Source organism: Streptomyces sp. BJ20 (assembly GCF_022869105.1).
GTDB lineage: Bacteria > Actinomycetota > Actinomycetes > Streptomycetales > Streptomycetaceae > Streptomyces > Streptomyces griseoincarnatus.
Genome location: NZ_CP094918.1, coordinates 1982662 through 2005198, shown reverse-complemented (window position 1 = coordinate 2005198; position 22537 = coordinate 1982662). Strand labels below are relative to the sequence as shown.

At 68.0% G+C, this 22537-nt stretch carries 19 protein-coding genes; 14 read left to right on the top strand and 5 right to left on the bottom strand.

What is annotated here, in order from left to right; all coding sequences use genetic code 11:
* Positions 1-310: 310 nt before the first annotated feature.
* On the bottom strand, positions 311-3034 hold the full coding sequence (gene acnA / locus MTR79_RS09225; RefSeq protein WP_048456048.1) for an aconitate hydratase AcnA: 2724 nt from the start codon (positions 3032-3034) through the stop codon (positions 311-313).
* 293 nt (positions 3035-3327) lie between these two features.
* On the opposite strand from acnA, the gene MTR79_RS09220 reads away from it, so the two are divergent.
* The 6 genes from MTR79_RS09220 (at position 3328) to MTR79_RS09195 (ending at position 10475) form a co-directional block, all read left to right on the top strand.
* Entirely contained in the window at positions 3328-4080 is a 753-nt protein-coding gene (locus tag MTR79_RS09220) for a TnsA-like heteromeric transposase endonuclease subunit (protein WP_244793099.1), read from the top strand.
* A 356-nt stretch (positions 4081-4436) separates the two neighbouring features.
* The gene (locus MTR79_RS09215; protein ID WP_244793097.1) at positions 4437-5951 is read left to right on the top strand and encodes a Mu transposase C-terminal domain-containing protein; all 1515 of its coding nucleotides are present in this window, start codon (positions 4437-4439) and stop codon (positions 5949-5951) included.
* Complete coding sequence (locus MTR79_RS09210; RefSeq protein ID WP_244789722.1) at positions 5948-6979, top strand: ATP-binding protein; 1032 nt, start codon at positions 5948-5950, stop codon at positions 6977-6979. The genes MTR79_RS09215 and MTR79_RS09210 overlap by 4 nt, the downstream gene beginning before the upstream one ends.
* 1 nt (position 6980) lies before the next feature.
* The gene (locus tag MTR79_RS09205) at positions 6981-7619 is read left to right on the top strand and encodes a TraK family protein (protein ID WP_244789721.1); all 639 of its coding nucleotides are present in this window, start codon (positions 6981-6983) and stop codon (positions 7617-7619) included.
* Between the two features lie 349 nt (positions 7620-7968).
* Positions 7969-10002, top strand: coding sequence for a hypothetical protein (locus MTR79_RS09200; RefSeq protein ID WP_244789720.1), 2034 nt, complete (start codon positions 7969-7971; stop codon positions 10000-10002).
* Positions 10003-10010: 8 nt separating this feature from the next.
* On the top strand, positions 10011-10475 hold the full coding sequence (locus MTR79_RS09195) for a hypothetical protein (RefSeq protein WP_244789719.1): 465 nt from the start codon (positions 10011-10013) through the stop codon (positions 10473-10475).
* Between the two features lie 306 nt (positions 10476-10781).
* On the opposite strand, the gene MTR79_RS09190 is transcribed toward MTR79_RS09195, so the two are convergent.
* Genes MTR79_RS09190 through MTR79_RS09180 form a run of 3 tightly spaced genes read right to left on the bottom strand, consistent with a single transcriptional unit; the run spans position 10782 to position 11626 of the window.
* Positions 10782-11030 (bottom strand): hypothetical protein, encoded by a 249-nt coding sequence (locus MTR79_RS09190; RefSeq protein WP_244789718.1) that lies wholly within the window; start codon positions 11028-11030, stop codon positions 10782-10784.
* Between the two features lie 29 nt (positions 11031-11059).
* A complete protein-coding gene (locus MTR79_RS09185; RefSeq protein WP_244789717.1) occupies positions 11060-11263 on the bottom strand; it encodes a hypothetical protein in 204 nt (67 codons plus the stop codon).
* A 30-nt stretch (positions 11264-11293) separates the two neighbouring features.
* Positions 11294-11626: a hypothetical protein gene (locus tag MTR79_RS09180; RefSeq protein WP_244789716.1), complete on the bottom strand. Its 333-nt coding sequence runs from the start codon at positions 11624-11626 to the stop codon at positions 11294-11296.
* 199 nt (positions 11627-11825) lie between these two features.
* Here MTR79_RS09180 and MTR79_RS09175 point away from each other — a divergent pair, with 199 nt between their 5' ends.
* The 3 genes from MTR79_RS09175 to MTR79_RS09165 all read left to right on the top strand — a co-directional run bounded on the left by MTR79_RS09175 (position 11826) and on the right by MTR79_RS09165 (position 13960).
* Positions 11826-12200, top strand: coding sequence for a hypothetical protein (locus tag MTR79_RS09175; protein ID WP_244789715.1), 375 nt, complete (start codon positions 11826-11828; stop codon positions 12198-12200).
* Positions 12201-12256: 56 nt separating this feature from the next.
* Positions 12257-13348 (top strand): hypothetical protein, encoded by a 1092-nt coding sequence (locus MTR79_RS09170; protein WP_244789714.1) that lies wholly within the window; start codon positions 12257-12259, stop codon positions 13346-13348.
* Positions 13349-13465: 117 nt separating this feature from the next.
* The gene (locus MTR79_RS09165) at positions 13466-13960 is read left to right on the top strand and encodes a hypothetical protein (protein WP_244789713.1); all 495 of its coding nucleotides are present in this window, start codon (positions 13466-13468) and stop codon (positions 13958-13960) included.
* A 201-nt stretch (positions 13961-14161) separates the two neighbouring features.
* Here the strand turns inward: MTR79_RS09165 and MTR79_RS09160 are convergent, their stop codons facing one another.
* The gene (locus tag MTR79_RS09160; RefSeq protein ID WP_244789712.1) at positions 14162-15205 is read right to left on the bottom strand and encodes a hypothetical protein; all 1044 of its coding nucleotides are present in this window, start codon (positions 15203-15205) and stop codon (positions 14162-14164) included.
* A 968-nt stretch (positions 15206-16173) separates the two neighbouring features.
* On the opposite strand from MTR79_RS09160, the gene MTR79_RS09155 reads away from it, so the two are divergent.
* The 5 genes from MTR79_RS09155 to MTR79_RS09135 all read left to right on the top strand — a co-directional run bounded on the left by MTR79_RS09155 (position 16174) and on the right by MTR79_RS09135 (position 22236).
* Complete coding sequence (locus tag MTR79_RS09155; protein WP_086698684.1) at positions 16174-16380, top strand: DUF4236 domain-containing protein; 207 nt, start codon at positions 16174-16176, stop codon at positions 16378-16380.
* 89 nt (positions 16381-16469) lie between these two features.
* Entirely contained in the window at positions 16470-17999 is a 1530-nt protein-coding gene (locus MTR79_RS09150; RefSeq protein ID WP_086698686.1) for a UDP-N-acetylglucosamine 1-carboxyvinyltransferase, read from the top strand.
* Positions 18000-19160: 1161 nt separating this feature from the next.
* On the top strand, positions 19161-20492 hold the full coding sequence (locus tag MTR79_RS09145) for an alpha/beta hydrolase (protein WP_244789711.1): 1332 nt from the start codon (positions 19161-19163) through the stop codon (positions 20490-20492).
* 333 nt (positions 20493-20825) lie between these two features.
* On the top strand, positions 20826-21224 hold the full coding sequence (locus MTR79_RS09140; RefSeq protein ID WP_244789710.1) for an OsmC family protein: 399 nt from the start codon (positions 20826-20828) through the stop codon (positions 21222-21224).
* Between the two features lie 250 nt (positions 21225-21474).
* Entirely contained in the window at positions 21475-22236 is a 762-nt protein-coding gene (locus tag MTR79_RS09135; protein WP_086698690.1) for a hypothetical protein, read from the top strand.
* Positions 22237-22537: the final 301 nt, after the last annotated feature.

The following is a 22537-nucleotide window of genomic DNA, read 5'->3' as shown; positions in this document are numbered from 1 at the left end:
GCCGGGCCGTCCCCGCGCCGACGCGGTCGCTTGATGGCGTGGTCATGACACTCCCGTCCGCGACTGTGGGGGCGGACGAGGCGGTGGCACCCCGGCGACGGGTTCCGGTCCGCCACGCTCAATGGGAGCGCTCCCACCTCGTCCGTGGAAGGGACCGTAGCGCCGGGGGGCGGGGATGTAAACGGTTATCGCGCGTATCGGCCGCGGGCGCCGGCGCGGAGCGGGAAGCCGCCGCGGAGAACGGCCCGGGAACTCCGAGGGCCGCATCCCCGCGCGGGGATGCGGCCCTCGGTCACGCCCTGCCTGCCGCCTACTTGCGGATCAGGCTGCGCAGCACGTACTGCAGGATGCCGCCGTTGCGGTAGTAGTCGGCCTCACCAGGGGTGTCGATGCGGACGACAGCGTCGAACTCGACACCGGTGTCGGTGGTGACCTTGACCGTGCGGGGCGTGGTGCCGTCGTTCAGCTCGGTCACGCCGGAGACGGAGAAGGTCTCCTCGCCGGTCAGGCCGAGGGACTCGGCGGTGTGGCCCTCGGGGAACTGCAGCGGCAGGACGCCCATGCCGATGAGGTTCGAGCGGTGGATGCGCTCGTACGACTCGGCGATGACGGCCTTGACGCCGAGGAGCGCGGTGCCCTTGGCCGCCCAGTCGCGGGACGAGCCGGAGCCGTACTCCTTGCCGGCCAGGACGACCAGCGGGATGCCGGCGGCCTGGTAGTTCTGCGAGGCGTCGTAGATGAAGGAGACGGGGCCGCCGTCCTGCGTGAAGTCGCGGGTGTAGCCGCCCTCGGTGCCCGGCGCGATCTGGTTGCGCAGCCGGATGTTGGCGAACGTACCGCGGATCATGACCTCGTGGTTGCCGCGGCGGGAGCCGTAGCTGTTGAAGTCGCGGCGCTCGATGCCGTGCTCCGTGAGGTACTTGCCGGCCGGGGTGTCGGCCTTGATGGCTCCGGCCGGGGAGATGTGGTCGGTGGTGACCGAGTCGCCCAGCTTGGCCAGCACGCGGGCGCCGGTGATGTCCTCGACCGGGGCCGGCTCCATCTGCATGCCCTCGAAGTACGGGGGCTTGCGGACGTAGGTGGACTCGCCGTCCCACTCGAAGGTGTCGCCGGTCGGGACGGGCAGCGCCTGCCACTGGGCGTCGCCGGCGAAGACGTCGGAGTAGGACTTGGAGAACATGTCCTCGCCGATGGCGTTCGCCACGACGTCGTTCACCTCGGCCTCGGAGGGCCAGATGTCCTTCAGGAAGACCGGGTTGTTGTCCTGGTCGTAGCCGAGGGCCTCGCGGGTGATGTCCACCTTCATGGAACCGGCGAGCGCGTAGGCGACGACCAGCGGCGGGGACGCCAGGTAGTTCATCTTGACGTCGGGGTTGATCCGGCCCTCGAAGTTGCGGTTGCCGGACAGCACCGAGGTGACGGCCAGGTCGTGCTCGTTGACGGCCTTGGAGACCTCCTCCGGCAGCGGGCCGGAGTTGCCGATGCAGGTCGTGCAGCCGTACCCGACCAGGTTGAAGCCGACCTTGTCGAGGTACGGGGTCAGGCCCGCCTTCTCGAAGTAGTCGGTGACGACCTTGGAGCCCGGGGCGAGGGTGGTCTTGACCCACGGCTTGCGGGTCAGGCCCTTCTCCACCGCCTTCTTGGCCACCAGCGCGGCGGCGACCATGACGTACGGGTTGGAGGTGTTGGTGCAGGAGGTGATGGCCGCGACCGTCACCGCGCCGTGGTCCAGGGTGTAGGTGGTGCCGTCGGGGGCGGTCACCTCGACCGGCTGGGAGGGGGCGCCGTTGGAGATGGCCGGGGCGTCGGAGGCCGGGAAGGACTCCTTGCTCGCCTCGTCGACGTCGCCGCCGTCCTTGACGTAGTTCCGCACGTCCTGGGCGAACTGGGCCTTGGCGTCGGCGAGGACGATACGGTCCTGCGGGCGCTTCGGGCCGGCGATGGACGGGACGACCGTGGAGAGGTCCAGCTCGAGCTTCTCGGAGAAGTCCGGCTCGGCCTTCGGGTCCAGCCAGAGGCCCTGCTCCTTGGCGTACGCCTCGACCAGGGCGACCTGCTGGTCGCTGCGGCCGGTCAGGCGGAGGTAGTTCAGCGTCTCGTCGTCGATCGGGAAGATCGCGGCGGTGGAGCCGAACTCCGGCGACATGTTGCCGATGGTGGCGCGGTTGGCCAGGGAGGTGGCGGCCACACCCTCGCCGTAGAACTCGACGAACTTGCCGACGACGCCGTGCTTGCGCAGCATCTCGGTGATCGTGAGCACCAGGTCGGTGGCGGTGGTGCCGGGCTTGAGCTCACCGGTGAGCTTGAAGCCGACGACGCGCGGGATCAGCATGGAGACCGGCTGGCCGAGCATGGCGGCCTCGGCCTCGATGCCGCCGACGCCCCAGCCGAGGACGCCCAGACCGTTGACCATCGTGGTGTGCGAGTCGGTGCCGACCAGGGTGTCGGGGTACGCCTTGCCGTCGCGGGTCATGACGACGCGGGCCAGGTGCTCGATGTTCACCTGGTGGACGATGCCGGTGCCGGGCGGGACGACCTTGAACTCGTCGAACGCGGTCTGGCCCCAGCGCAGGAACTGGTAGCGCTCCTTGTTGCGGCCGTACTCCAGCTCGACGTTCTGCTTGAAGGCGTCGTTGGTGCCGAACTTGTCGGCGATCACGGAGTGGTCGATGACCAGCTCGGCCGGGGCCAGCGGGTTGATCTTGGCCGGATCGCCGCCGAGCTCCTTCACGGCCTCACGCATCGTGGCGAGGTCGACGACACAGGGCACGCCGGTGAAGTCCTGCATGATCACGCGGGCCGGCGTGAACTGGATCTCCTGCGACGGCTGCGCCTGGGAGTCCCAGCCGCCCAGGGCGCGGATGTGGTCGGCGGTGATGTTCGCGCCGTCCTCGGTGCGGAGGAGGTTCTCCAGCAGCACCTTCAGGCTGTAGGGAAGGCGCGCGGAGCCCTCGACCTTGTCCAGCCGGAAGATCTCGTACGACTCGTCGCCCACCTGCAGCGTGCTGCGGGCGTCGAAGCTGTTCGCCGACACGACAGTCTCCTTCATTGATGTGCGCGTACCACCGTCAATCGTGCCGCCACGCCGGCTTGGCCGTTCCGGTGAGGTCAGGCTAAGTTAGGTAGGCCTAACTCGCGTGGCGACCGCGGTGCGCCTCGGCAGATATCTCGATGTCGAGATAACTCTAGTACACGGGCGCGGAATGGTCATGCCCGGGTTCCGTTGACCGCTCTCATCCAATCGAGTCGTTTACTCAGCGAACCCAGTCATTTGGCCTTCCGTCTCAGTGAACCTAGCCGTACGGGCTAAACGAGCTGGGGGTGCTGGTGGCCGTACCGGCTGGGGTGGATCTCACAGAGCCTTACGTCGAGCTGTCGTACGTGGACGCCGTACGTCAGTGGCAGCGCCGGCCTCTGCTGGACTGTGTGACGGCTCGGTTCGAGGACGTGGCACCGGTACGGCCGTTCCGGTGGTCCCGTGGTGAGCGTCACTTCGCCGGCTGGTACTGGGCGGCGACGACTGGGCAGCACGTGGGCTTCGAGTCCTGGCTGGAGCGGGACCGGCTCGTGCTCATGGACTTCGATCCGCAGGTGGCGGGGATCGCCTCGCAGCCGTTCTGGCTGCACTGGCACGACGGGGCACGGGAGCGTCGGCATGCTCCGGACTACTTCGCACGCCGGGTAGATGGCTCGGCGGTGATCGTCGATGTCCGCGCAGACGAGCGGATCGAGCCGAAGGACGTGGAGGCGTTCGAGGTGACGCGGATGGCCTGTGCTCAGGCGGGTTGGCACTTCGAGCGGGTCGGGGTGCCGGAGCCGGTGTTGCTGGCGAATGTCCGGTGGCTGTCCCGCTACCGGCACCCGCGATGCCTGCATCCCATGGCTGCGGACCGCCTGCGGGAGGTCTTCGCGGCGCCGGGACCGCTGCTGCCCGGGGCTGATACGGCGGGTGACCGGCTCGCGACGCTGCCCGCGCTGTTCCATCTGCTCTGGCGTCAGGAACTGGTTGCCGAGGACCTGCCGATCCATTTGCTGGGTCCGCGCACGGTCGTGGGCCGGGTCGAAAGGGGTGGCCATTGAACAGGCAGGGGCGGAAGGTCCCGCCCACAGCCCGGCTCGCGGAGTTTCCCGAGACAGCGGCTGAACAGGCACTTTGGTGGGAGGATCACATCCTGGAGGTGCTGCACGGGCTGCCGCCGGGGGCGTCTGATAAGGCAGTGGCCCGGTCGGAGTTCGACCCGAGACAGCACTCGTTGGCTGAGCGCGAGCGGGCCAAGGCGGCCGAGTTGACGGCGGCCGGGCACAAGGTGACGGCCAGCGGGATCAAGCAGCGGCGCCAGCGCTACCAGCGTGACGGGCTGGTCGGACTGGCCGACGGCCGGTCGGCCAAGCAGATGCCGGCCTTCGGCAAGGTCGATGCGGCAGTGGTGGAGGCGATGCGGCAGGCGATCGACGAGACGGCCGAGGACTCGTCGAAAACGATCGGATTCATCGCCTGGCGGACCAAGGAGATCCTGGCAGGCCGTGAGGACACCGCAGGTGTCGAGGTTCCTTCCCGGGCCACTCTCTACCGGCTCTACAGCAAGTTAGCAGCGGGCACGCATGCGACGGGTTCGGCCCGCACACGCCGGTCGATCAAGGCACGGCCGTCCGGTCCGTTCGGGGAGGTTCCGGCCAGTGCCCCGGGCGAGCTGATGCAGATCGACTCGACCCCGCTGGATGTGCTGGTGCGCTTGGACGACGGGATCGCTGAGAAGGTCGAGTTGACGGCGATGGTCGACATCGCAACGAGGTCGATCACGGCGGCGGTGCTGCGGCCGACCACGAAGGCTGCGGACGCGTCCGCGCTGCTGGCTCGCAGCGTCACCCCGGAGGCGATGCGGCCCGGCTGGTCAGAGGCCCTGCGAATGTCCCGTTCGGTGCTGCCGCACCGGCGGTTGCTGACGTTGGACGAGCGCCTGGAGCACGCGGCGGCACGGCCGGTGATCGTGCCGGAGACGATCGTCTGCGACCACGGCAAGGTGTTCGTCTCGCGGAACTTCCGGGCCTCCTGCCGGTATCTGGGCATCAACCTGCAACCGGCCCACAAGGCGACGCCGACCGACAAGGGCACGATCGAGAAGACTCTGGGCTCAGTGGCCACGCTGTTCGCCCAGTTCGTCGCGGGCTACACCGGCTCGACCACGGACCGCCGTGGCCGGAAGCTGGAGGACGGGCCGCTGTGGTCTCTGCCTGAACTCCAGAACCTGCTCGATGAGTGGGTCATCGCCGTCTGGCAGACCAGGCCGCATGACGGGCTGCGTGATCCGCAGGCGCCGAGGCGAGCGTTCTCGCCGAACGAGAAATACGCAACACTGCTTCAGTCCTGCGGCTACGTTCCGGTTCCGCTGAACGGTGAGGACTACGTCGAACTGCTACCCGAGCGGTGGCAGGCGATCAACAGCTACGGCATCCGGATCAAGCACCGCACCTACGACGACGGCGAACTAGGCCCGCTACGCCGCCAGCACTCCGGGGTGATGGAGAAGAAGGGCTTGTGGGAAATTCACCACGATCCCTACGACATCTCCCGCATCTGGGTACGCGACCGCCGACGCAATCGGTGGATCACCGTTTTCTGGAAGCATCTCCACCGCGTCGGTGTCCCGTTCGGGGAACTGGCCTGGGATCACGCCTGCGAGCAGGTGCCCGGCGGCACCGAGGAGCAGATCGCGGACGCTGCCGCCGCGCTGCTGCGGCGGGCCCACGACGGCCCCGCCCCGAAGAAGGGGCCCGCTGCGAAACGGTCCCGCCGCGTCGCCGCACGGACCCGGGCCACCGCCCCTGAACGGCCGGCCCCCGATCCATCCGCCGACGAGACCGTTCAGGAAGACCAGGCGGACACCGAGCTGGCCGAAGTCATCCCGCTAGGTCTGTTCGACCCGCTCGCGAATCCCTGGAGGCGTCCGTGACCATCTCCCAACCGGCAATCCGGCACACCATGCTTCGGAAAGCAGATGCCGAGGCCAACCGGCAGTTGACCACCCTGGATGGATGGCGGAAGTTCGCAGCCGGCCCACCCAGCCCTCCCGTCCTGCTCACTCCCGCCGAACTGGCCAGGCTCACTCCGACCGAGCGGGCGCTCTATGACGACGATCGGCTCGACCACCACGCACGGATGCTGGTGGTCGCCACCTCGTTCGTCGAGAAGACCGTGGTCTGCGGCCGACGGCTGGTCCTGCTCAACCGGCACGCGATCAGCGCCCGCCGCGGCCTGATGGTCTCCGGGCTCCCCGGAACGGGTAAGACCAGCGCGATCACCCAGCTTGGGCTCGCCCACGAACTCCTCGACCGGGCCCGCCACCCGAACGTCACCGACCGCATCCCAGTGCTCTATATCACCGTCCCGCCCGCGGCGTCCGCCCGCATGGTCGCGGCCGAGTTCGCGCGCTTCCTGGGGCTGCCGGTCCGGGCCAGATCAAACATGACCGACATCATCGAAGCGGTGGTCGGCGTCTGCATGGACACCCGCACCGGTCTGGTTCTCGTTGACGAAATCCACAACGTCTCGCAGGTCACACGGGCCGGGGCCGAGGTCTCCGACACCCTGAAGTACTTCTCCGAGCGCATCCCCGCGACGTTTGTCTACGCAGGCATCAACCTCGACAGGAGCGAGCTCTTGGCTGGCACCCGGGGCGCCCAGATCGCAGGCCGATTCACCCTCGTCCCGACCCGCCCATTTCCCTACGGCGCCGAGTGGAAGGGGCTGGTCGCAACCATGGAGAAGACCCTGCTGCTCCATGATCACCCGCCGGGTAGTCTGGTCAAGCTGGACCGCTACCTCCACAAGCGGGCCGACGGCATGATCGGCGCGCTCTCCCACGCGATCCGGGGCGCCGCGATCGACGCGATCCTCAGCGGCACAGAACGCGTGACCAAGGCAGGGCTCGACGCAATCCCCCTGGACCATGCCGCAGAAGCGGCGAAGAAGGGCCGCTGAAGTGTCCCGCCCGCTGCCAGAGCTGCCTCGCCCGCTGGCTCCGCTGCCCGTCCGGCTGCGCCCCTGCGTCGGCGAGATCACCGACTCCTACGTCCGTCGTCTGGCGCGCGCGAACCATCTCAAGCCGAGCTACCTCCACTGCTTCCTCAGCGGACCACCCTTCTGGTTCGGCAAGCCCCAGCTGGACCGCCTGGCTGCGGTTTCCGGCCGCTCCGAGCAGCATTTGGACCGGGCGCTCGCTGACGCCAGCTCCCCGCGCGGCCGCATGAAACCCAATCCGCGCACTGCTAGAACCGAGCTGTTCCCCGGCCAGCCCCATCTCGCCTTGCTCATCTACATCGACGCCCGCAGAGGCCACACCATTCAGGACCTGGCCCTGCGGCACGGTCTCCCTCGCCGTCTTATCCGCCTCGCCCTAGACACGATGCAGCCGCCTCCCCGAGGAGTCGAACGGGACCATTCGCATCTCGATGCCGACCTCATGAAGCCCATCCAGGCCATGCTGGATCAGGGCCTCGGACCGAAACAGATCTGGCTGCACCTCATGGACGACCACGACGTCTCCGTGTCCTACTCACTGCTCCGCCACTACGTCCGCTTGCGCTGCCCTCAGCGCTACGCTCCGACATGGCAGTCCTGACCCCGCCTAGCACACCGCCGCGAAGGCCGATCAACTCCCCTACTCATTACGGAATTGAGGTCCTTTGCGTCGGTGCTCACTGATAGCGTGGTTCCTGGCGATGGTTCGCCGGGAAAACCGAACGCGCCGTTTCGCGAAAGCCATTCGCGGCCGACGAGACCAGCATGGCTTCTCCATGGCTGCCGAACGTTCCGGTGACACCGTGCGCGCTCCGTCCGTCAGGTCCGAGACTGTCTCGCTCCGTCCGGTCGGCACGCCGAGGCTCAGATGTCCGCGTCTGCCCGTGCGTTGATCGCACGCCCACCGGCGTGCCACGCCCGCACGCCCTGAGCCCTCAAGAGGGTGGCAGATGAGCGATCAGCTCCCATTCAACGATTCCACCGGCCACATCCCGGAGACCTTCACCAACACCACCGACGCCACGGAGTCGGAAACCGATCGTGAGGGACGCAGCGACGAACTGCGGGTCCGCGCCGGCCAGATCACCAATCTGTCCTGGAAGCAGTACCAGGCCATCAGGCAACTCGCCGTCGGACTTGGTCTGTCCGAGGAGGTCGCGGCTACCATGCCGCTGATGGCCGCCGATCCTCAGGCCCTGATCGACCAGCTCAAGCGTCCACGGCGTGAGGTACTCTCTCCCGGCGTCACCGGCATCACGGCGCAACTCGACGCCATGATCGCCTCACTGATCCGGGCACCGGAGAACCTGCGCATGGGCGAAGCCCGCTACAGCGGAGGTTTCCGCCTCCCGCGTTATACAGCAGCCCCGGGCAACCGGGCGTGCGCCTTCGACCTGCGCGCCAGCAAGGATCTCGACACCGCCCACCAGGCTCTGTTTTCCGAACTCGCCAAGATCGACAGCCTGATCGACAACACCAACCCCTACGGCAGCGACATCAAGGACAACGGCGTCCGGCAAGGCGGCATCCTCTTCCCCCTCCTGATCGGCCTACCGGGACAGCCCTGGCTCGGGGGGTTCGAGACGGCCGACTGCTACGGCCGCACCTACTTCGTCCAGCAGTCGGAAGGCATCCTAGCCAGCACTGTCTTGGAGTGGCTGCGGATGGTGCCCACCACCGCCCAAGAACTGCGGACGCACCCACTGCAGCAGCGTCGGGCGGAACTGCTGTCGATCGCGGGCAAGGTGATCGCCGCCAACACATCCGTCACCAAGGCCGAAGAAGCCAAGCTGATGCGGGCGGTGATGCCGAACTGCAAAGTCGTCCTGACCGTGGACGGCACCACGACGATGGACGAAGCGCGCCGTCGCCTGGTGGCCCAGCAACACCTCGACCGTCCGACCACGTTCACCCCCGACACCGAGTGGCAGACCCGGGCGGAGGCGGTCCTGGAGGCCCTGCAGCTAAAGAACCTCCTGGCCACACCACCGGGCGTTCAGCCCGCTACGGTCAGGCAGTGGCTCGACCACCCGAAGGACGCAGCCAACACGGACCTGTACGCGGACGACATCGCGGCGCTCGGGGTGTCTTCGCTGCTGTCCACCCCGAACACCCCATCAGACCGGGTGATCCGCAACGCTCTCAAGACCCGAGGTGTCACTGGTGCCGCGCGCTCCCAGGCCCGCTCCGAACTCACCGCCCATGTCGTGGCCCGGGCCATCACCTCCGACCACTCACGCGAAAGCCGCCGCTCGGCCCTGGAGCGCGCCCTGCGAATGACCGACCTGCGCGGCATGGGTGTCGACACGAGGCCAATCGAGGAAATCCTGGCCGACGCCCGCCAGGAGCAGACTGCGGCCGTCGAAGAACGATCCCGAGGACGAAACCCCGGCCTCGGCCCGGCCACTCAACAGATCGCGGTGCGTGCCGCCTTCTACCTCACCTGCGGCAAGGGCAACGATGGACCGGTCCTTCAACGCAGCGCGCACGGCGCTGGCAAGGGCGAGGCGCAGGAACCCGCCGAACTGCTGCGCAGGCTCGCGCGTACCCCACAAGGACTCGAGCAACTCGCCCAGGCCATCCTTGATGGACGCCAAGGCCATCCGATTCGCCGCGTGGGAGAGGACCGGAAAGCCCAGACACACACAGCTCGCGCCGCAGACCAGGACCTGTTCACGGGCAAGGGACTGAGGGAACTGGCCCTGGCCAAGCCGGAAAAGATCGAGGATCCGTCCGCCTCCGCGCAGGTCGCCGAGGACACCGACGTCATCAGAGACGCGGTGGAGGAACTCGAAAGCAGCGTCGACCGCATGGGGGGCCGCAAGGACGACGACGCCGTGCTCCCGTATGTCGAAGACTGCGGCTGGCCCGACACACACAAGAGCGTCGAGAAGCTGGAGACGATCACCAAGAGGCTCGAGCGTTGGACGATGACCCACCGCATCGTGAACCGTGCCCGCGTTGACGATCAGGGCGTCCAGTGAGGGCCCCCGTGCGGTTCGACGCCGACCTGGCCGATCATGTCGACCGTCTCATGAGCATTGAAGTGCCCGGCCTGGGTGATCTGGGCAAGCCCAGCCCCTACGGGGTCGTTCGCGGATGGTCACTTCCCCGGCTCGTCCCCATGGCCGAGGTCTTGAACCGGAAACACTGGGCGCAGGTGCGCACCGGCGTCTACGCGGCGCTCACCAATGATGCGTTCGTGGCCTACGTCGGAAGTGTGCGCCGCCAAGAAGCCGCTCTGGCTCCCCGCATGCGACATCACTTCCGTATGGACCCCCGACGGCGCGAAACCTGGACCCAGTTAGCCCTGATAGAACTTCCCGACTCCCTGGAGGCCAAGGCGGTGCTGCGCTGCGAGGGCCGTGTCGGGCGTGCGCTGGACCCGCTCGACAACGAACGGCTGCCCGCCGTTCCGGGACGACGCCCCTGGCTGCCACGCGCTCGACAGGGATAGCAGAACCTCAACCGCCCGTGCCCGTCGCGGCCCAGACCAGTCCGAACTCAGGAAGTCGATCCAGTGTTCGGACGTGTGGGTGGCGCGGCGGGCGCGGGCCGCGTGCAGCCGCGTCGATCGCGCCGCGGGGTGCGATGGTTGTCTAGAGTTGTCAACCTCATCCCAAGGTCAGCGGACTCAGAGCCGTTCTGGCGCCACCGGCCGGCGTTGGGCCCTTTAGCTCGTGATCTATCTCCATGCGCGAAGCCTAACGACGGCCGGTGTCGAGACCGCGGTGGTGCTCTGCCCGTCGGGTCACGCCGTACCTCAGGCCGGCTTCGGCTCCTCGGCGAATCCCTCCATGGCGAACTGGGAGAAGCGGCTGCGTGCTTGTTCGGTCAGCGCTGTGCGATGTGCTGCGGCCCGGGACAACTTCTCGGGTACCTGCGCCCGCGCGGCGCCTAGGTACTCGCCACTGAAGTCGTTCAGAGCCCGCTCCAGAGGATCGTTCTGGACCGCGCGGCGGCCGGCGGCGTCGAGCCGGGCGTGCACGGCGCTGATCAGTGCCGCGTCCAAGTCGGCCTGCATACAGCGTGGCCTGCACGTCACTGTGCCCCGAAGCTGTCCTCGCGTCGCACGGTGTACGTGACGGTGATGTCCGAGTCCGGTACGTCGGCCAGACCGCACGGGGAGTCCTCGCGCAGTTCCCGTCGGACGTTTTCCTCCATCCCCCGGTAGCCGCCGCGAGCGGACACGAGGTCCGCGGCGGTGCCCCGCTCGTGCTCGTGCACGACTGACGAGGTGGTCACAGGCTTCAACTTGTTCTCCAGCAAGTCGGGTCAGCCGGCCGGGCCGCGCGTCGGCTTCTTGGCCAACTCTCCCAGGACCTTCTCCAGTTCATTGGCGAGCTTTGCGGCGCGCTCCATCTTGCCCTCGATCTCTAGGTCCCCGAATGCCGTAGGCCAGGGGTGAACGGCGAACAGTGCCCTCCAGAACGATCTGCTCAGGTCGTGCAGCCGTGCGGCCAGGTCGTCGGCCTGGACGGGGTTGCCGCCGAGCGTCATCCACTTCGCGGCAGCATCCAGTTCCCGGTTCGCGCTCCTGAGGGCGCCGATGATGTCCGGCTCGCGTGTCCAGAAGTCCGGCTCGGGCTCCTCGGCGCTGGAAGACATTCTGTCTTCCGGCTCTGGGGCTCGACCCCAGGCGCCGCGCGCAGTCTCATCTGTCACGCCGCGAGCCTACCGGTGGCCGAGATCAAGAACCGGACAGACCGGCATCCCGCCGAGATAGGAAAATCCCTAGACGTGAGGAAAAACTCAAAGATATCCTGTGTTCAGGGCTTTTCTTTCACTCTATGAGGGGAGATTCAGCATGGGCGAGCCGTACGCGTTCGACGGGGAGTCGTGGGACGAGCTGCGCAAGGCCGTCGAGGACAACGGCGGAGTGCTCCGCATCTACATGGCTGACCTGAGGGAGTTGCAGAACGCAGGGCGACTGGGCATCCACGTCCGCAACGAGATCAGCCGCCGCCTTGCTGGCGTCGGCCTGGGGCATCTCCCCGCCGAGCTGCCCTCGTATCAGGAGAACGAGGTGGTCCTCTTCCAACTCGGCACCCCGGCCGCCGACGTCGTCGAAGCCGTACGCGGCGACAACTTCGCCCGCGCTGAGGACGCGCTGCGCCGCCTGAACACCAAGGGCGATGCCGAGAAACTCGCGGCCATCGCGGCCATCCTCAGCGGCGACTGACCCTGCCCCTGGCCATCCCGGCCAGCACACCACAACCCAGATCCGGGGGGACCGGCATGACCGACGAGCAGCACGATCACGATCCTGAGGCGTCCGCGGAGCCACACGGCGGGCAGGCCTCGGGCGCCGACCAGGAGAACGAAGAGCAGGAACCGCTGCGACGGCCGCACCACACCATCCGGGATGTGTCCGAGGAGATCGAGAAGGCCATCGGCAAGCCCCTGCTGGACGAGGCCGCCATGGAAGCCAAGTTGCGTCAGGCGATGGAGGACCCCGTCCGCCGCGTGGCCCTGAGCCGGGGCCTGACTACTCTGGCCGCTGCCCTGGAGCAATTCATTCCGATCCGGGAGAACACGGTCAGATCCGCAGTGCAGGCGAGCCTGGCCATGCAATCCGCACTCAGCAACCTGGACCTCCGGAACCTCATGCCCGGCGGGGCCCTGAGCCGCAACGAAGCCTTCCGTCTCGCCGGTTCGACACTATGGGAACGCCTGCAGGAACTCGACCCGGAGAACTGGCGCGAGGAACAGCTGAGGCGCCTCGACATGCTCTCTATCATGGAAGAGGGCATCCCCCTGGTGTGGACGCCCTCGGCGGACGTGATCCGCGACCTGCTCGACGCGCCGGACGCTCCAGCCCGCCGCAAGGTGCTGGAGCAAAAGGCGGCCGCCGTCGTCGAGCACTGCCGCACCGTCCTAAGCAGCGTCGTCCGCAACGACCTCGCGGCAGAAGCCGACTTCCTCAACGACTGCCTGGACTTGATCGGCAGCGGCAAGCACGCGGCTGCCCAAGTCCTCGCCTCCTCCGTCCTGGACACCGTGCTGCGAGCCATGGTCCGAGCGGACCCCCGCCTTCAGGGCAAGAAGGGCCAGTTCCACTTCAAGAGCCTGGCCGCGCAGCTCCCGAAGGCCTCGTCGGACACCCAGGTCGGCCGGTTCCGCGCGTACTGCATCAACAGCAGCATCCACAAGGCGTACGAGCAGTACTACGGGCCGCCAGTACCCGAGGAGTACAACCGTCACGCGACTGCCCACGCAGCAGGCCCGACGCAGATCACGCTCGCCAACGCTCTCGCCGCGGTGATGCTAGCTGTCGGCATGGTCCGGGAACTGGAGGAGACGCAGCGGCCTCTCATTCCGGCCGGATGACCACGGCCATCGCCGACAGACGGCGGCCGGGGAAGACAGACTGTCTTCCCCGGCCGCGTCCGGCACTCATGCCTGCCGCCCGCGGTCAGGCGTCAGCTCGTGCGGGTAGCCACCGGGGTGACCACGCTCACGCCCGGGGACGTTCCGTGGATCGAGGCACCGGACGCAGTGCTGGGAGCCGACCGGCCGCTGGGCACCTGGCTACGCGCGCGCCCGCAGGCCATGGTGTACTTCAACGTACTGTTTCCGGAGGCCGACCAGTGCAAGACCGACGAGGTCACCGACGAGCAGCGTATCCGTCTCGACCTCGTCGACCGCGTTGCCGTCGCCCCCGCGACAGACGGCTCCCGCATCACCGCCTCGCATCCGGGCGGCGGGGCGCACACCTTCGTGGTTGACACGGTGCACAGCAACATGAGCTCCACGCCCGCTGCCCTGCCCGGCCTGATCACTGGGGCAGATGGATACTGCCCACCGGACAAGCAGAATCCCCGCATCCTGGTCGCCGGCGACCTGAAGAGCGCGAGGATGCAGCGCATCACCGTAGTCATGAGGGACGGCGGACGGGCCAGTCTCATCCCGTACTACGAGGCCCAAGCCGTGCTGAGCTGATCAGCCACCGCCGTTGGTGTCCCTGGTCACCGAGCGCGCTTCGCTGCTGACCTAAAGCTCTCTCGGTACTGGCTGTTGGCGTACCACAACCCCAGCGGTGACGCTCACACCCGCAAGCGCGATCGCCACGACGGCATGCAGCCCGAATCTGGGCCGTGACCCGCCTGTCAGCAAGGAAGGGCGGCTCTCCCCACTGCCGGATCAGGAGGGCTGCAGGTGAAACCGCCAAAGGCGGAGGACACGCTCCCGCCCTTTGTCCCAGTAGTCGTCGGGGACAAGCTGGGTCATCAATGCTGGGCTGGGTTCCTGACGGAGAGCGGTGATGTCACCGTTCTCGGTGGTCGTGCTCATAAGAAAGCGCCGTGTGTAGACGCTGCTGAGCGCTCCAAAGACGGCGAAACCCTGCTGGGTGTAGGTGGCGAAGGCTTCCTCATCACCGTCAGGGGAAAGGTTGTAGTCCAGTCTGACGATGCGGCCGTCACCATCAGTGTGAGTTGCTTCCTCTGGCACCCATCCGGCGTACTGGGCGAGAAACCAAGCCAGTTTCTTTTCCACGGGATCGGTGATGACCTGTCCCGCGTTGGCCAGCTGAAGGCCAGTGACCGCGACCAGGCGCTCGCCCTCCTGGGCATCTGGTCCAGTCGCCGACTGCTCCTGTTCGGGGTCGAAGAGTACGGAGATGGTCAGTGGCCACGTCCCTGCGAGCGTAGCGTCACCGAGGAGAACCATCTCGTTTCCCTTCATGGCGGAAGAGATTGAAAGGCGCCGCTGCGCTCCCGCCTTCTCGAACCTGGAGGGATCGACAAGGGTCCACAGATTGGGCCCGGCCCAGTAGTGGGCGTACAGCAGGCGCCCGCCTGTCATACGGGCGTAGGCCTGTGCGGCGGCCATGTCATCGGCCCGTACTTTGACCTTCTTCTCCATGCCGGGCGCCACCGTCTTGACCTCGACCAGGAGCACAGTGCCGTCACGCAGCACGATCCTAAAGTCGGGCGGCAGCAGCTTGCCCTGGGCATCATCGAAGTAGTACAGCCCAGCATCCTCAGTCTTGATGAGGCGGACCGCACCCAGCGCCACGGTCACTGCTTCAAAGGCGTACTGCGTCTGGTGACCCTGGAGCCGGGAAACGTTGTCCAGCGACTCACGCAGCGCGCGGCTGATAGCCGCGATGGTCTCCGGGTGCCGGTCTCGCAGGAGTGCTGCTGTCTGGCCGTCCGGTGGTTCACCCAGGGCCAGCTCGATCAAGGGCAGAACCTCGATCCCCAGCTCACCTTTCCGGCCCCGTTTCAACACCATGGTTCGGCCCCTCCCAGTCTCCGGCCGAAAGCCATTCTGCCACTGACGGCAATGGACGAAGGCTGCCCGCCCGCCGGGGGGGATGAGTGTTGCGGTGTTCCGATCGGAACACCGCAACACTCATCCGTGCCTCATGTGCCTTCATGCCCTATGGAGCCCTGAGCTGTGTTGATGTGCTTGTTCCCCTAGATAGTCGTCGCGGCTGCTGTCAGCGTCGGCTTGGTGGCACCTCCATCCGTCACTTCAAATGTGTCGTGGGTGGCATGCCGCTGCTGCTGAACATCGCCGTGCCCGTTACGGAAGCTGTTGGGCGGGTCTTGCGCATCGAATCGAACAGCTACTCGTAACGCCCAGCAGTGAGGTATCGGACGAAGACGAACCGTCGTCGCGACGCTCACGACGACGAAGCCCTGTCCGCACGGCGCGCCTGCGGCGTGTCGCGGCATCTTTCCGCCCACCGTCCCGTCTCAACGAAGACAGTCCGCACAGGTCAACGCCCAGGAGTCGACAAACTTCGATGAGACAGGACATCCGTGCCCGGGTTCCGGTGCGCCCTTCCCGTGCCCTCTCGGGCACGCCTTCACCCTTCGCTTCCCTTGCTTCCCCCACCCTCCCGCCACGGAGGGCTCGGCGCCACGGCTGACACGGCCGACATGGCCGACATGGCCGCCACGGCTGACATGGCCGACGGGGCGCCTCGGCGAGCGGCGTCATGACGGGCGGATGCCATGACAGACGGCGGCCATGACGGGCGGGGGATGCCATGACAGGCGGCGGCCGTGACAGACGGCGGATGCCATGACGGCGGCGGCCGTGACAGGCGGCGGCCCTCGACAGGCGGCTGCCATGACGGACGAGGACCGGGGTATCCGACTGAGACACAGTCAGTCACGGCAGGCCCGAGCAGGGAGGCGAGGATGCCCCTCACGTTCCGTAAGAGTTTCCGGATCCTTCCGGGGGTGCGGCTGAACATCAACAAGAAGTCGTGGTCCATCACCACCGGGGGCGGGAAGAACAGCCCCCGGTACACACGCAGCAGTACCGGACGTCGTACGACATCGATGGATTTGCCCGGACCTTTCGGATGGCGGCGCACCACCCGCAGCCGTCGGACCAGCGGATGACCAGGGCACATTGACGTCACATCACCCGACTGTCACCCGAATGGACCCCACAAGAGGTGCCATCTCATATCTGAGATAGCCTCAACCTCATGGCAGACGACTACCTCGTACGCATCGGCAAGCTCATCCGTGACGCCAGGCAGCACCGCGGCTGGACACAGAACCAGCTCGCGGAGGCTCTGGGCACCAGTCAGAGCGCCGTCAACCGGATCGAGCGCGGCAACCAGAACATCAGCCTTGAGATGATCGCCCGCATCGGCGAGGCGCTGGACAGTGAGATCGTCTCCCTCGGCTACGCCGGTCCGATGCATCTGCGGGTGGTGGGCGGCCGGCACCTGTCCGGCTCCATCGACGTCAAGACGAGCAAGAACGCGTGCGTGGCACTGCTGTGCGCCTCGCTGCTCAACAGCGGGCGCACGGTGCTGCGCCGCGTCGCCCGTATCGAGGAGGTCTACCGCCTCCTGGAGGTGCTGAACTCCATCGGCGTGCGCACCCGCTGGATCAACGACGGCGTCGACCTGGAGATCGTGCCGCCGGCCGAGCTGGACCTCGCGGCGATCGACGCGGAGGCGGCCCGCCGTACCCGCTCCATCATCATGTTCCTCGGCCCGCTGCTGCACCGCACGGACCGCTTCATGCTGCCGTACGCCGGCGGCTGCGACCTCGGCACGCGCACGGTGGAGCCGCACATGATCGCGCTGCGCCGTTTCGGCCTGGACATCGCGGCGACGGAGGGCCAGTACCACGCGGTGGTCGACCGCGCCGTCGCTCCGGACCGCCCGATCGTGCTGACCGAGCGCGGGGACACGGTCACCGAGAACGCGCTGCTGGCCGCCGCGCGGCACGACGGCACGACCGTCATCCGCAACGCGTCCTCCAACTACATGGTCCAGGACCTGTGCTTCTTCCTGGAGGCGCTGGGCGTCAAGGTCGACGGCATCGGCACGACGACGCTGACCGTGCACGGCGTGCCGAAGATCGACGTGGACGTCGACTACTCCCCCTCCGAGGACCCGGTCGAGGCGATGAGCCTGGTGGCGGCCGCGGTGGTGACCGAGTCGGAGCTGACGGTCCGCCGGGTGCCGATCGAGTTCCTGGAGATCGAGCTGGCGGTCCTGGAGGAGATGGGCCTCGACCACGACCGCACCCCCGAGTACTTCGCGGACAACGGCCGTACGCGGCTGGTGGACCTCACCGTCCGGCCCTCCAAGCTGGAGGCGCCGATCGACAAGATCCACCCGATGCCGTTCCCGGGCCTGAACATCGACAACGTGCCGTTCTTCGCGGCGATCGCGGCGGTGGCGCAGGGCCAGACCCTCATCCACGACTGGGTCTACGACAACCGCGCCATCTACCTGACCGACCTCAACCGCCTCGGCGGACGCCTGCAGTTGCTGGACCCGCACCGCGTCCTGGTCGAGGGCCCGACCCGCTGGCGCGCGGCCGAGATGATGTGCCCGCCGGCCCTGCGCCCGGCCGTCGTCGTCCTGCTCGCCATGATGGCGGCGGAGGGCACGTCGGTGCTGCGGAACGTGTACGTCATCAACCGCGGCTACGAGGACCTGGCGGAGCGGTTGAACTCGATCGGGGCGCAGATCGAGATCTTCCGGGACATCTGATCGTCGTGGTGTCGTGCCCCTTGGAGGCAAGGGGCACGACACCACGACATGTAAGCCCGCACGGGACAAGGCCCTCGCGTTCGGCCCGGGCGATCGTGTCGGCGGCCCGGGCTTCGTATGGTGGGCAGCCGCAGCAGGCGGCAGGCGCAATCCCTCGTTCTGGATCAGCCGATCGCCGCAGCCGACCGCAGAGCGGTGCGGAGCCTCCCCTTCCTGGCGTGGAGCGGTTTCGGACAGCGAGCGGGCAGGTCGATTTCGTTGAGTTTCGGAAGTGGAACCTTGCGGGAGCGCCGACAGCCCGGTAACCATCTCCCGCATCGTCGGCTCCCGCTTCGGATTTCGTTGGTATTTCGTAGCTCCTCACGCTCCACTCAAGAGTGACCTCTTCGAACGTCACCTCAGAGCCGCGCCAAAAGTGACCGTAAGGCGCCACATCCCGCGATTGACACCCCATCAGCCCCAACCTACTCTCCGTTCAGGTCGGCGAACATTGAACGATATCTCGAACAATCGTCAGGCGGGTCGGTGGGACGTCCCAAGAGACGATTGCTCACATCGGTTCCAGCGTCGGTCAAGAGCCGCCCCCGACACTGCTGGACTCCGAACCGTGGTCCACCAGAACGCGTCGCCCGCCCGTACACCTCCACTGATCGCCGCCTTCCGCACCTCAGCGCCAGCGCGAACACAGAAGAGGAATCCCATGGGTCGCATCACACGCCGTCACACGATGTCATCGCCGCCCGGGCCGCGCACGCGGCCAACGTGGCGCGCCACGGCGCTCTCCACCTCGTCGGGGCCGCCGGCGCACGGAGTCCGGCGTTCCCCGGCTTCACCGACCGGACCATGACCATCGGGCCCTGAAACGTCCAGCTCCTTCACCAGGGTCTGAAACCCGGACGGCGGCGACCACACCCGACTCCCCTGCCGTCCCGGGCTCGCCACCACCCGCTCTCCCTGCTGGAGACGGTCGCCCGATACGGCTGCCCGCTCGTGAGAGCAGACGCGATCGGCCGGGCGGCGGCTCCGCTCTCCGTTGGTGGAAGCCGGCGAATTCCCACCGAGGGAGGCTTCAACCGCTGGCCCGCGGGCCCGCTCGCCTCCTGGCAGACCCGCCGCCCCGGAACTCCCCTGTCCACCCACACCATCGACAAGGAGCACAACATGGCCATGAACAGGCGTACCTTCCTGGGACTGGGCGCAGCCGGAGCCGTGGCCGCCGTCCATGCGTACGGCACCACCGCGGCAACGGCATCCTCGCTCGCCCCGGCAGACGCGCCGACCCAGCGCTTCGCCATCGGGGTGAGGGAGTACGCCTGGAGCCGCGGCAGCCGTCGGCTGACCACCCGGATCTTCTACCCCGCCACCGGCACACCGGGCGGCAATCCCGTCGTCAACGCCCCCATCGCGGACGGCGTCTTCCCCATCTGCGAGTTCAGCCACGGCCTCGGCGGCAACCCGGAGAGCTACGCACCCCTGGTCCGGCCCCTGGCCGAGGCCGGATTCGTCGTCCCCGCACCCGTCTTCCCCACCACCTCCAGCGGCACCCAGGGCAACGTCCAGGACGTCTACAACGGCAACCAGTCCATGGACGTCTCCCAGGTCATCACCAACACCCTCGCCCTCAACACCACGGCCGGCGACCCGTTCGCCGGGCACCTCGACACCACCACCGGCGTCGGCGTCGCGGGCCATTCGCTGGGCGGCATGACCACCCACGGGCTGCTGACGGCCTGGCCGGACAGCCGGATAGCCGCCGCCGTCCCCTTCGCCTGTGTCGACATGGGCAACCCCAGCAGCACGGTCGCCGCCAAGGTCCTCTTCGTCCACGGCGATCAGGACACCCTCACCCAGTACTCCTCCGCCCGCCAGGCGTACGGGGAACTGCCCGCGCCCAAGGCGTTCCTCACCCACCGCGGCACGGGCCACGACCAGTACATATGGAGCGGCTACAACCACACCCAGACCGTCGCCACCTACGTGGACTGGATGCGCTGGAGTCTCTACGCGGACACCGCCGCCCGCGACCGCCTCCCCGCCGACGCCACCTCCAACACCAGCACCACCACCTGGGAAGCCGTCCTCACCCCCCTCCCCACCGGGCCGATCGTCAGCCTGCGCTCCCGGGCCAACAACCAGTACGTCTGCGCGGAGAACGCCGGAACCGACCCACTCATCGCCAACCGCACCGCCATCGGCGACTGGGAACGATTCGACCTGATCGACCTCGGTGGAGGCGCCGTCGCACTGCGCGCCCGCGTCAACGGCCGATACGTCTGCGCCGAGAACGCCGGTGCCAACGCGCTCATCGCCAACCGCACCGCCGTCGGTCCCTGGGAGACCTTCCAGCGCGTGAACAACTCCGACGGCACCACCAGCCTGCGCGCACAGGCCAACAACCTGTACGTCAGCGCCGGGAACGCCGGAACCGCCCCGCTCAGCGCCAACCGCACAACGATCGGCCCCTCCGAGTCGTTCGACCTCATCAACGGCTGACCGGCCGCGGAGGAGGAGCGCGAACCCCTGCGGGCGATCCGTCGTACGCATACTCAGAAGCTGTTGTCCCACTCCGCTTCATGTCCTGGAGCGGGTGGACAACAGCTTCTCGCGCAACGGACGGGCACGCCTCTTCGCGGCCCACTGAGACCACGGGCATCCAGCCATGCGCACACCCACCCCGACCTGCTGCTCATTACGCGTCGGATGCGTTCTACTGGAGTTCCGCGCCGGACATGCTCCTGGGGCGCCCCACGAGAGCGACTTGTCATGACCGGCTCGACAGGTCGGGCAGGTCGTGACGGGGAACACGAACCGCCCCAGCCCGTGGACGTGCACCGTCTCGAGGTCACCCACGTCGAGCAGGACGCCTACACGGTGGACGTCCGTGGACACCGCCTCCGGGTCGACCAGCCGCTGGAGGCGGGAGGCACGGACACCGCGCCGACCCCCACGGAGCTCTTCGCGGCCTCCCTGGCCACCTGCGTGGCCTTCCACGCGGGCCGTTACCTGCACCGGCACGGCCTGCCCCGCACCGGACTCCGGGTCCGCACCGAGTTCACCATGGCCACCGACCGGCCGGCCAGGGTGTCGGCCCTGCGCCTCGTGATCGACCCGCCGCCGGAGCTGCCCGAGCAGCGCCGCGCGGGTCTGCTGGCCGTGGCCTCGCACTGCACGGTCCACAACACCCTGCACCAGCCGCCCGAGACCGCCGTCGAACTGGCCCCCTGACGGGGCACCGGCTGCCCTCCCGTCCGTGTCCCCCGCCCTCTCGCCCCAGGTGGCATGCTCACGAACAGCGTCTGCCCGCCGTCCCTTCGGCCCCGGGTCGTAGTCCCTGGCCGGCAGGCCCAGTGACGTTCTTGCCGCCGCGTGCGCAGGAAGGATCATGAACGTCATGGAATGCTCCTCCCGGACAGACGACCGCGAGCGACCTGGTGAGGGTGCCGGGGCGGTCCGCCGAGCGCGAGGACGTGGCTGAGTGTTCCGCGCTTCCCTGCGTTCCTGGCTGGTCCTCGCCGTGCCCGTCGTGGGTGTGCTGGTACTGACGTACTCCGCCACAACGCCCGAGCCACGCGCGGACGGGGACTGGCGGGTCGCTGCCGAGCCGTTGCGGGACGGTCCGCTCTCCTCGGGCGGTACGGCTCAGCTCTCCAGATGCGGGGTGGACGAGTGGCCGCGCCCCGAACCCCGGGGCAAGGCCGAGCAGAGCAAGGACCCCCGGCTGGCGCTCACCAGCTGGGGCTACTACGACCCGGGGCCGAAGATGCCGGGTGGACCCCGCTTCACCGTCCACGCGGCCCTCCGCACGGGCGACCGCCCGCTGGTGCTCGACGCACCGGTGGCCGAAGGCCGGGTCACGCTCGACTTCTACGGCCCCCACGGGGAAGGCGTCCGCGCGTCCGCCCGCGGTCTCACCGCGACCGTGGTGGACGGCGGTTACACGGGCAAGCCTCTGGACGTCCCGGCGTCCGGCCGTTTCCGTGTCGATCCTGGCGAGGAGCTGCTCCTGGAGGTGGAGTTGCCCGCCGGGGCCGTGTGTCCGGGCCACAGCCTGCGCGACGTCAGCACGTGCTTCCCCGAGGGCACCAACGACGCCGCGGACTGCCCGATGGTGACGCTCACCCTCAGCGACCCGGCGATCCGTGCGTACCGTGCGGGGACGGCGGACGCCGACGCCGCCGGCTCTTTCAGCGACCGGCTCGTCGCGGTCTTCCTGGAGCCCGACGTCTCCCGGGTGTGAGCAGGGGCTCGCTCGGGGCGGGCCACGCGCTCTGCGAGCGCCTCGTCGTCGGCGGGCGCCGCGTCATGCGCTACGGCCTGCGTGACAGCGGGGAGTCGACGACGGCGGGTCCGAAGGCGCCCGCCTGCGCCCTGCGCGACCTCGCCCCCGGCGCGGCGGTCCTCGCTCGCGCAGTGCAGTGCTCCGGCACCGTCCCCCGCGGTTCCGGTTGGGCGCGGGAACAATACCCCGCCCACGCCCCCTCCACCCCTGGTTGACTCCACGACCTCCCGTATCGGCGTGATCGACGTATGTGAGTGGA

What these genes read in the sequence shown, in the direction of transcription:
- MTR79_RS09200 (WP_244789720.1), top strand. Translation starts at nt 7,969, where the DNA reads ATGAGCGATCAGCTCCCATTCAACGATTCCACCGGCCACATCCCGGAG.
- MTR79_RS09155 (WP_086698684.1), top strand. Translation starts at nt 16,174, where the DNA reads ATGCCCCTCACGTTCCGTAAGAGTTTCCGGATCCTTCCGGGGGTGCGG.
- MTR79_RS09170 (WP_244789714.1), top strand. Translation starts at nt 12,257, where the DNA reads ATGACCGACGAGCAGCACGATCACGATCCTGAGGCGTCCGCGGAGCCA.
- MTR79_RS09145 (WP_244789711.1), top strand. Translation starts at nt 19,161, where the DNA reads ATGGCCATGAACAGGCGTACCTTCCTGGGACTGGGCGCAGCCGGAGCC.
- MTR79_RS09175 (WP_244789715.1), top strand. Translation starts at nt 11,826, where the DNA reads ATGGGCGAGCCGTACGCGTTCGACGGGGAGTCGTGGGACGAGCTGCGC.
- MTR79_RS09150 (WP_086698686.1), top strand. Translation starts at nt 16,470, where the DNA reads ATGGCAGACGACTACCTCGTACGCATCGGCAAGCTCATCCGTGACGCC.
- MTR79_RS09180 (WP_244789716.1), bottom strand. Translation starts at nt 11,626, where the DNA reads ATGTCTTCCAGCGCCGAGGAGCCCGAGCCGGACTTCTGGACACGCGAG.
- MTR79_RS09215 (WP_244793097.1), top strand. Translation starts at nt 4,437, where the DNA reads ATGCGGCAGGCGATCGACGAGACGGCCGAGGACTCGTCGAAAACGATC.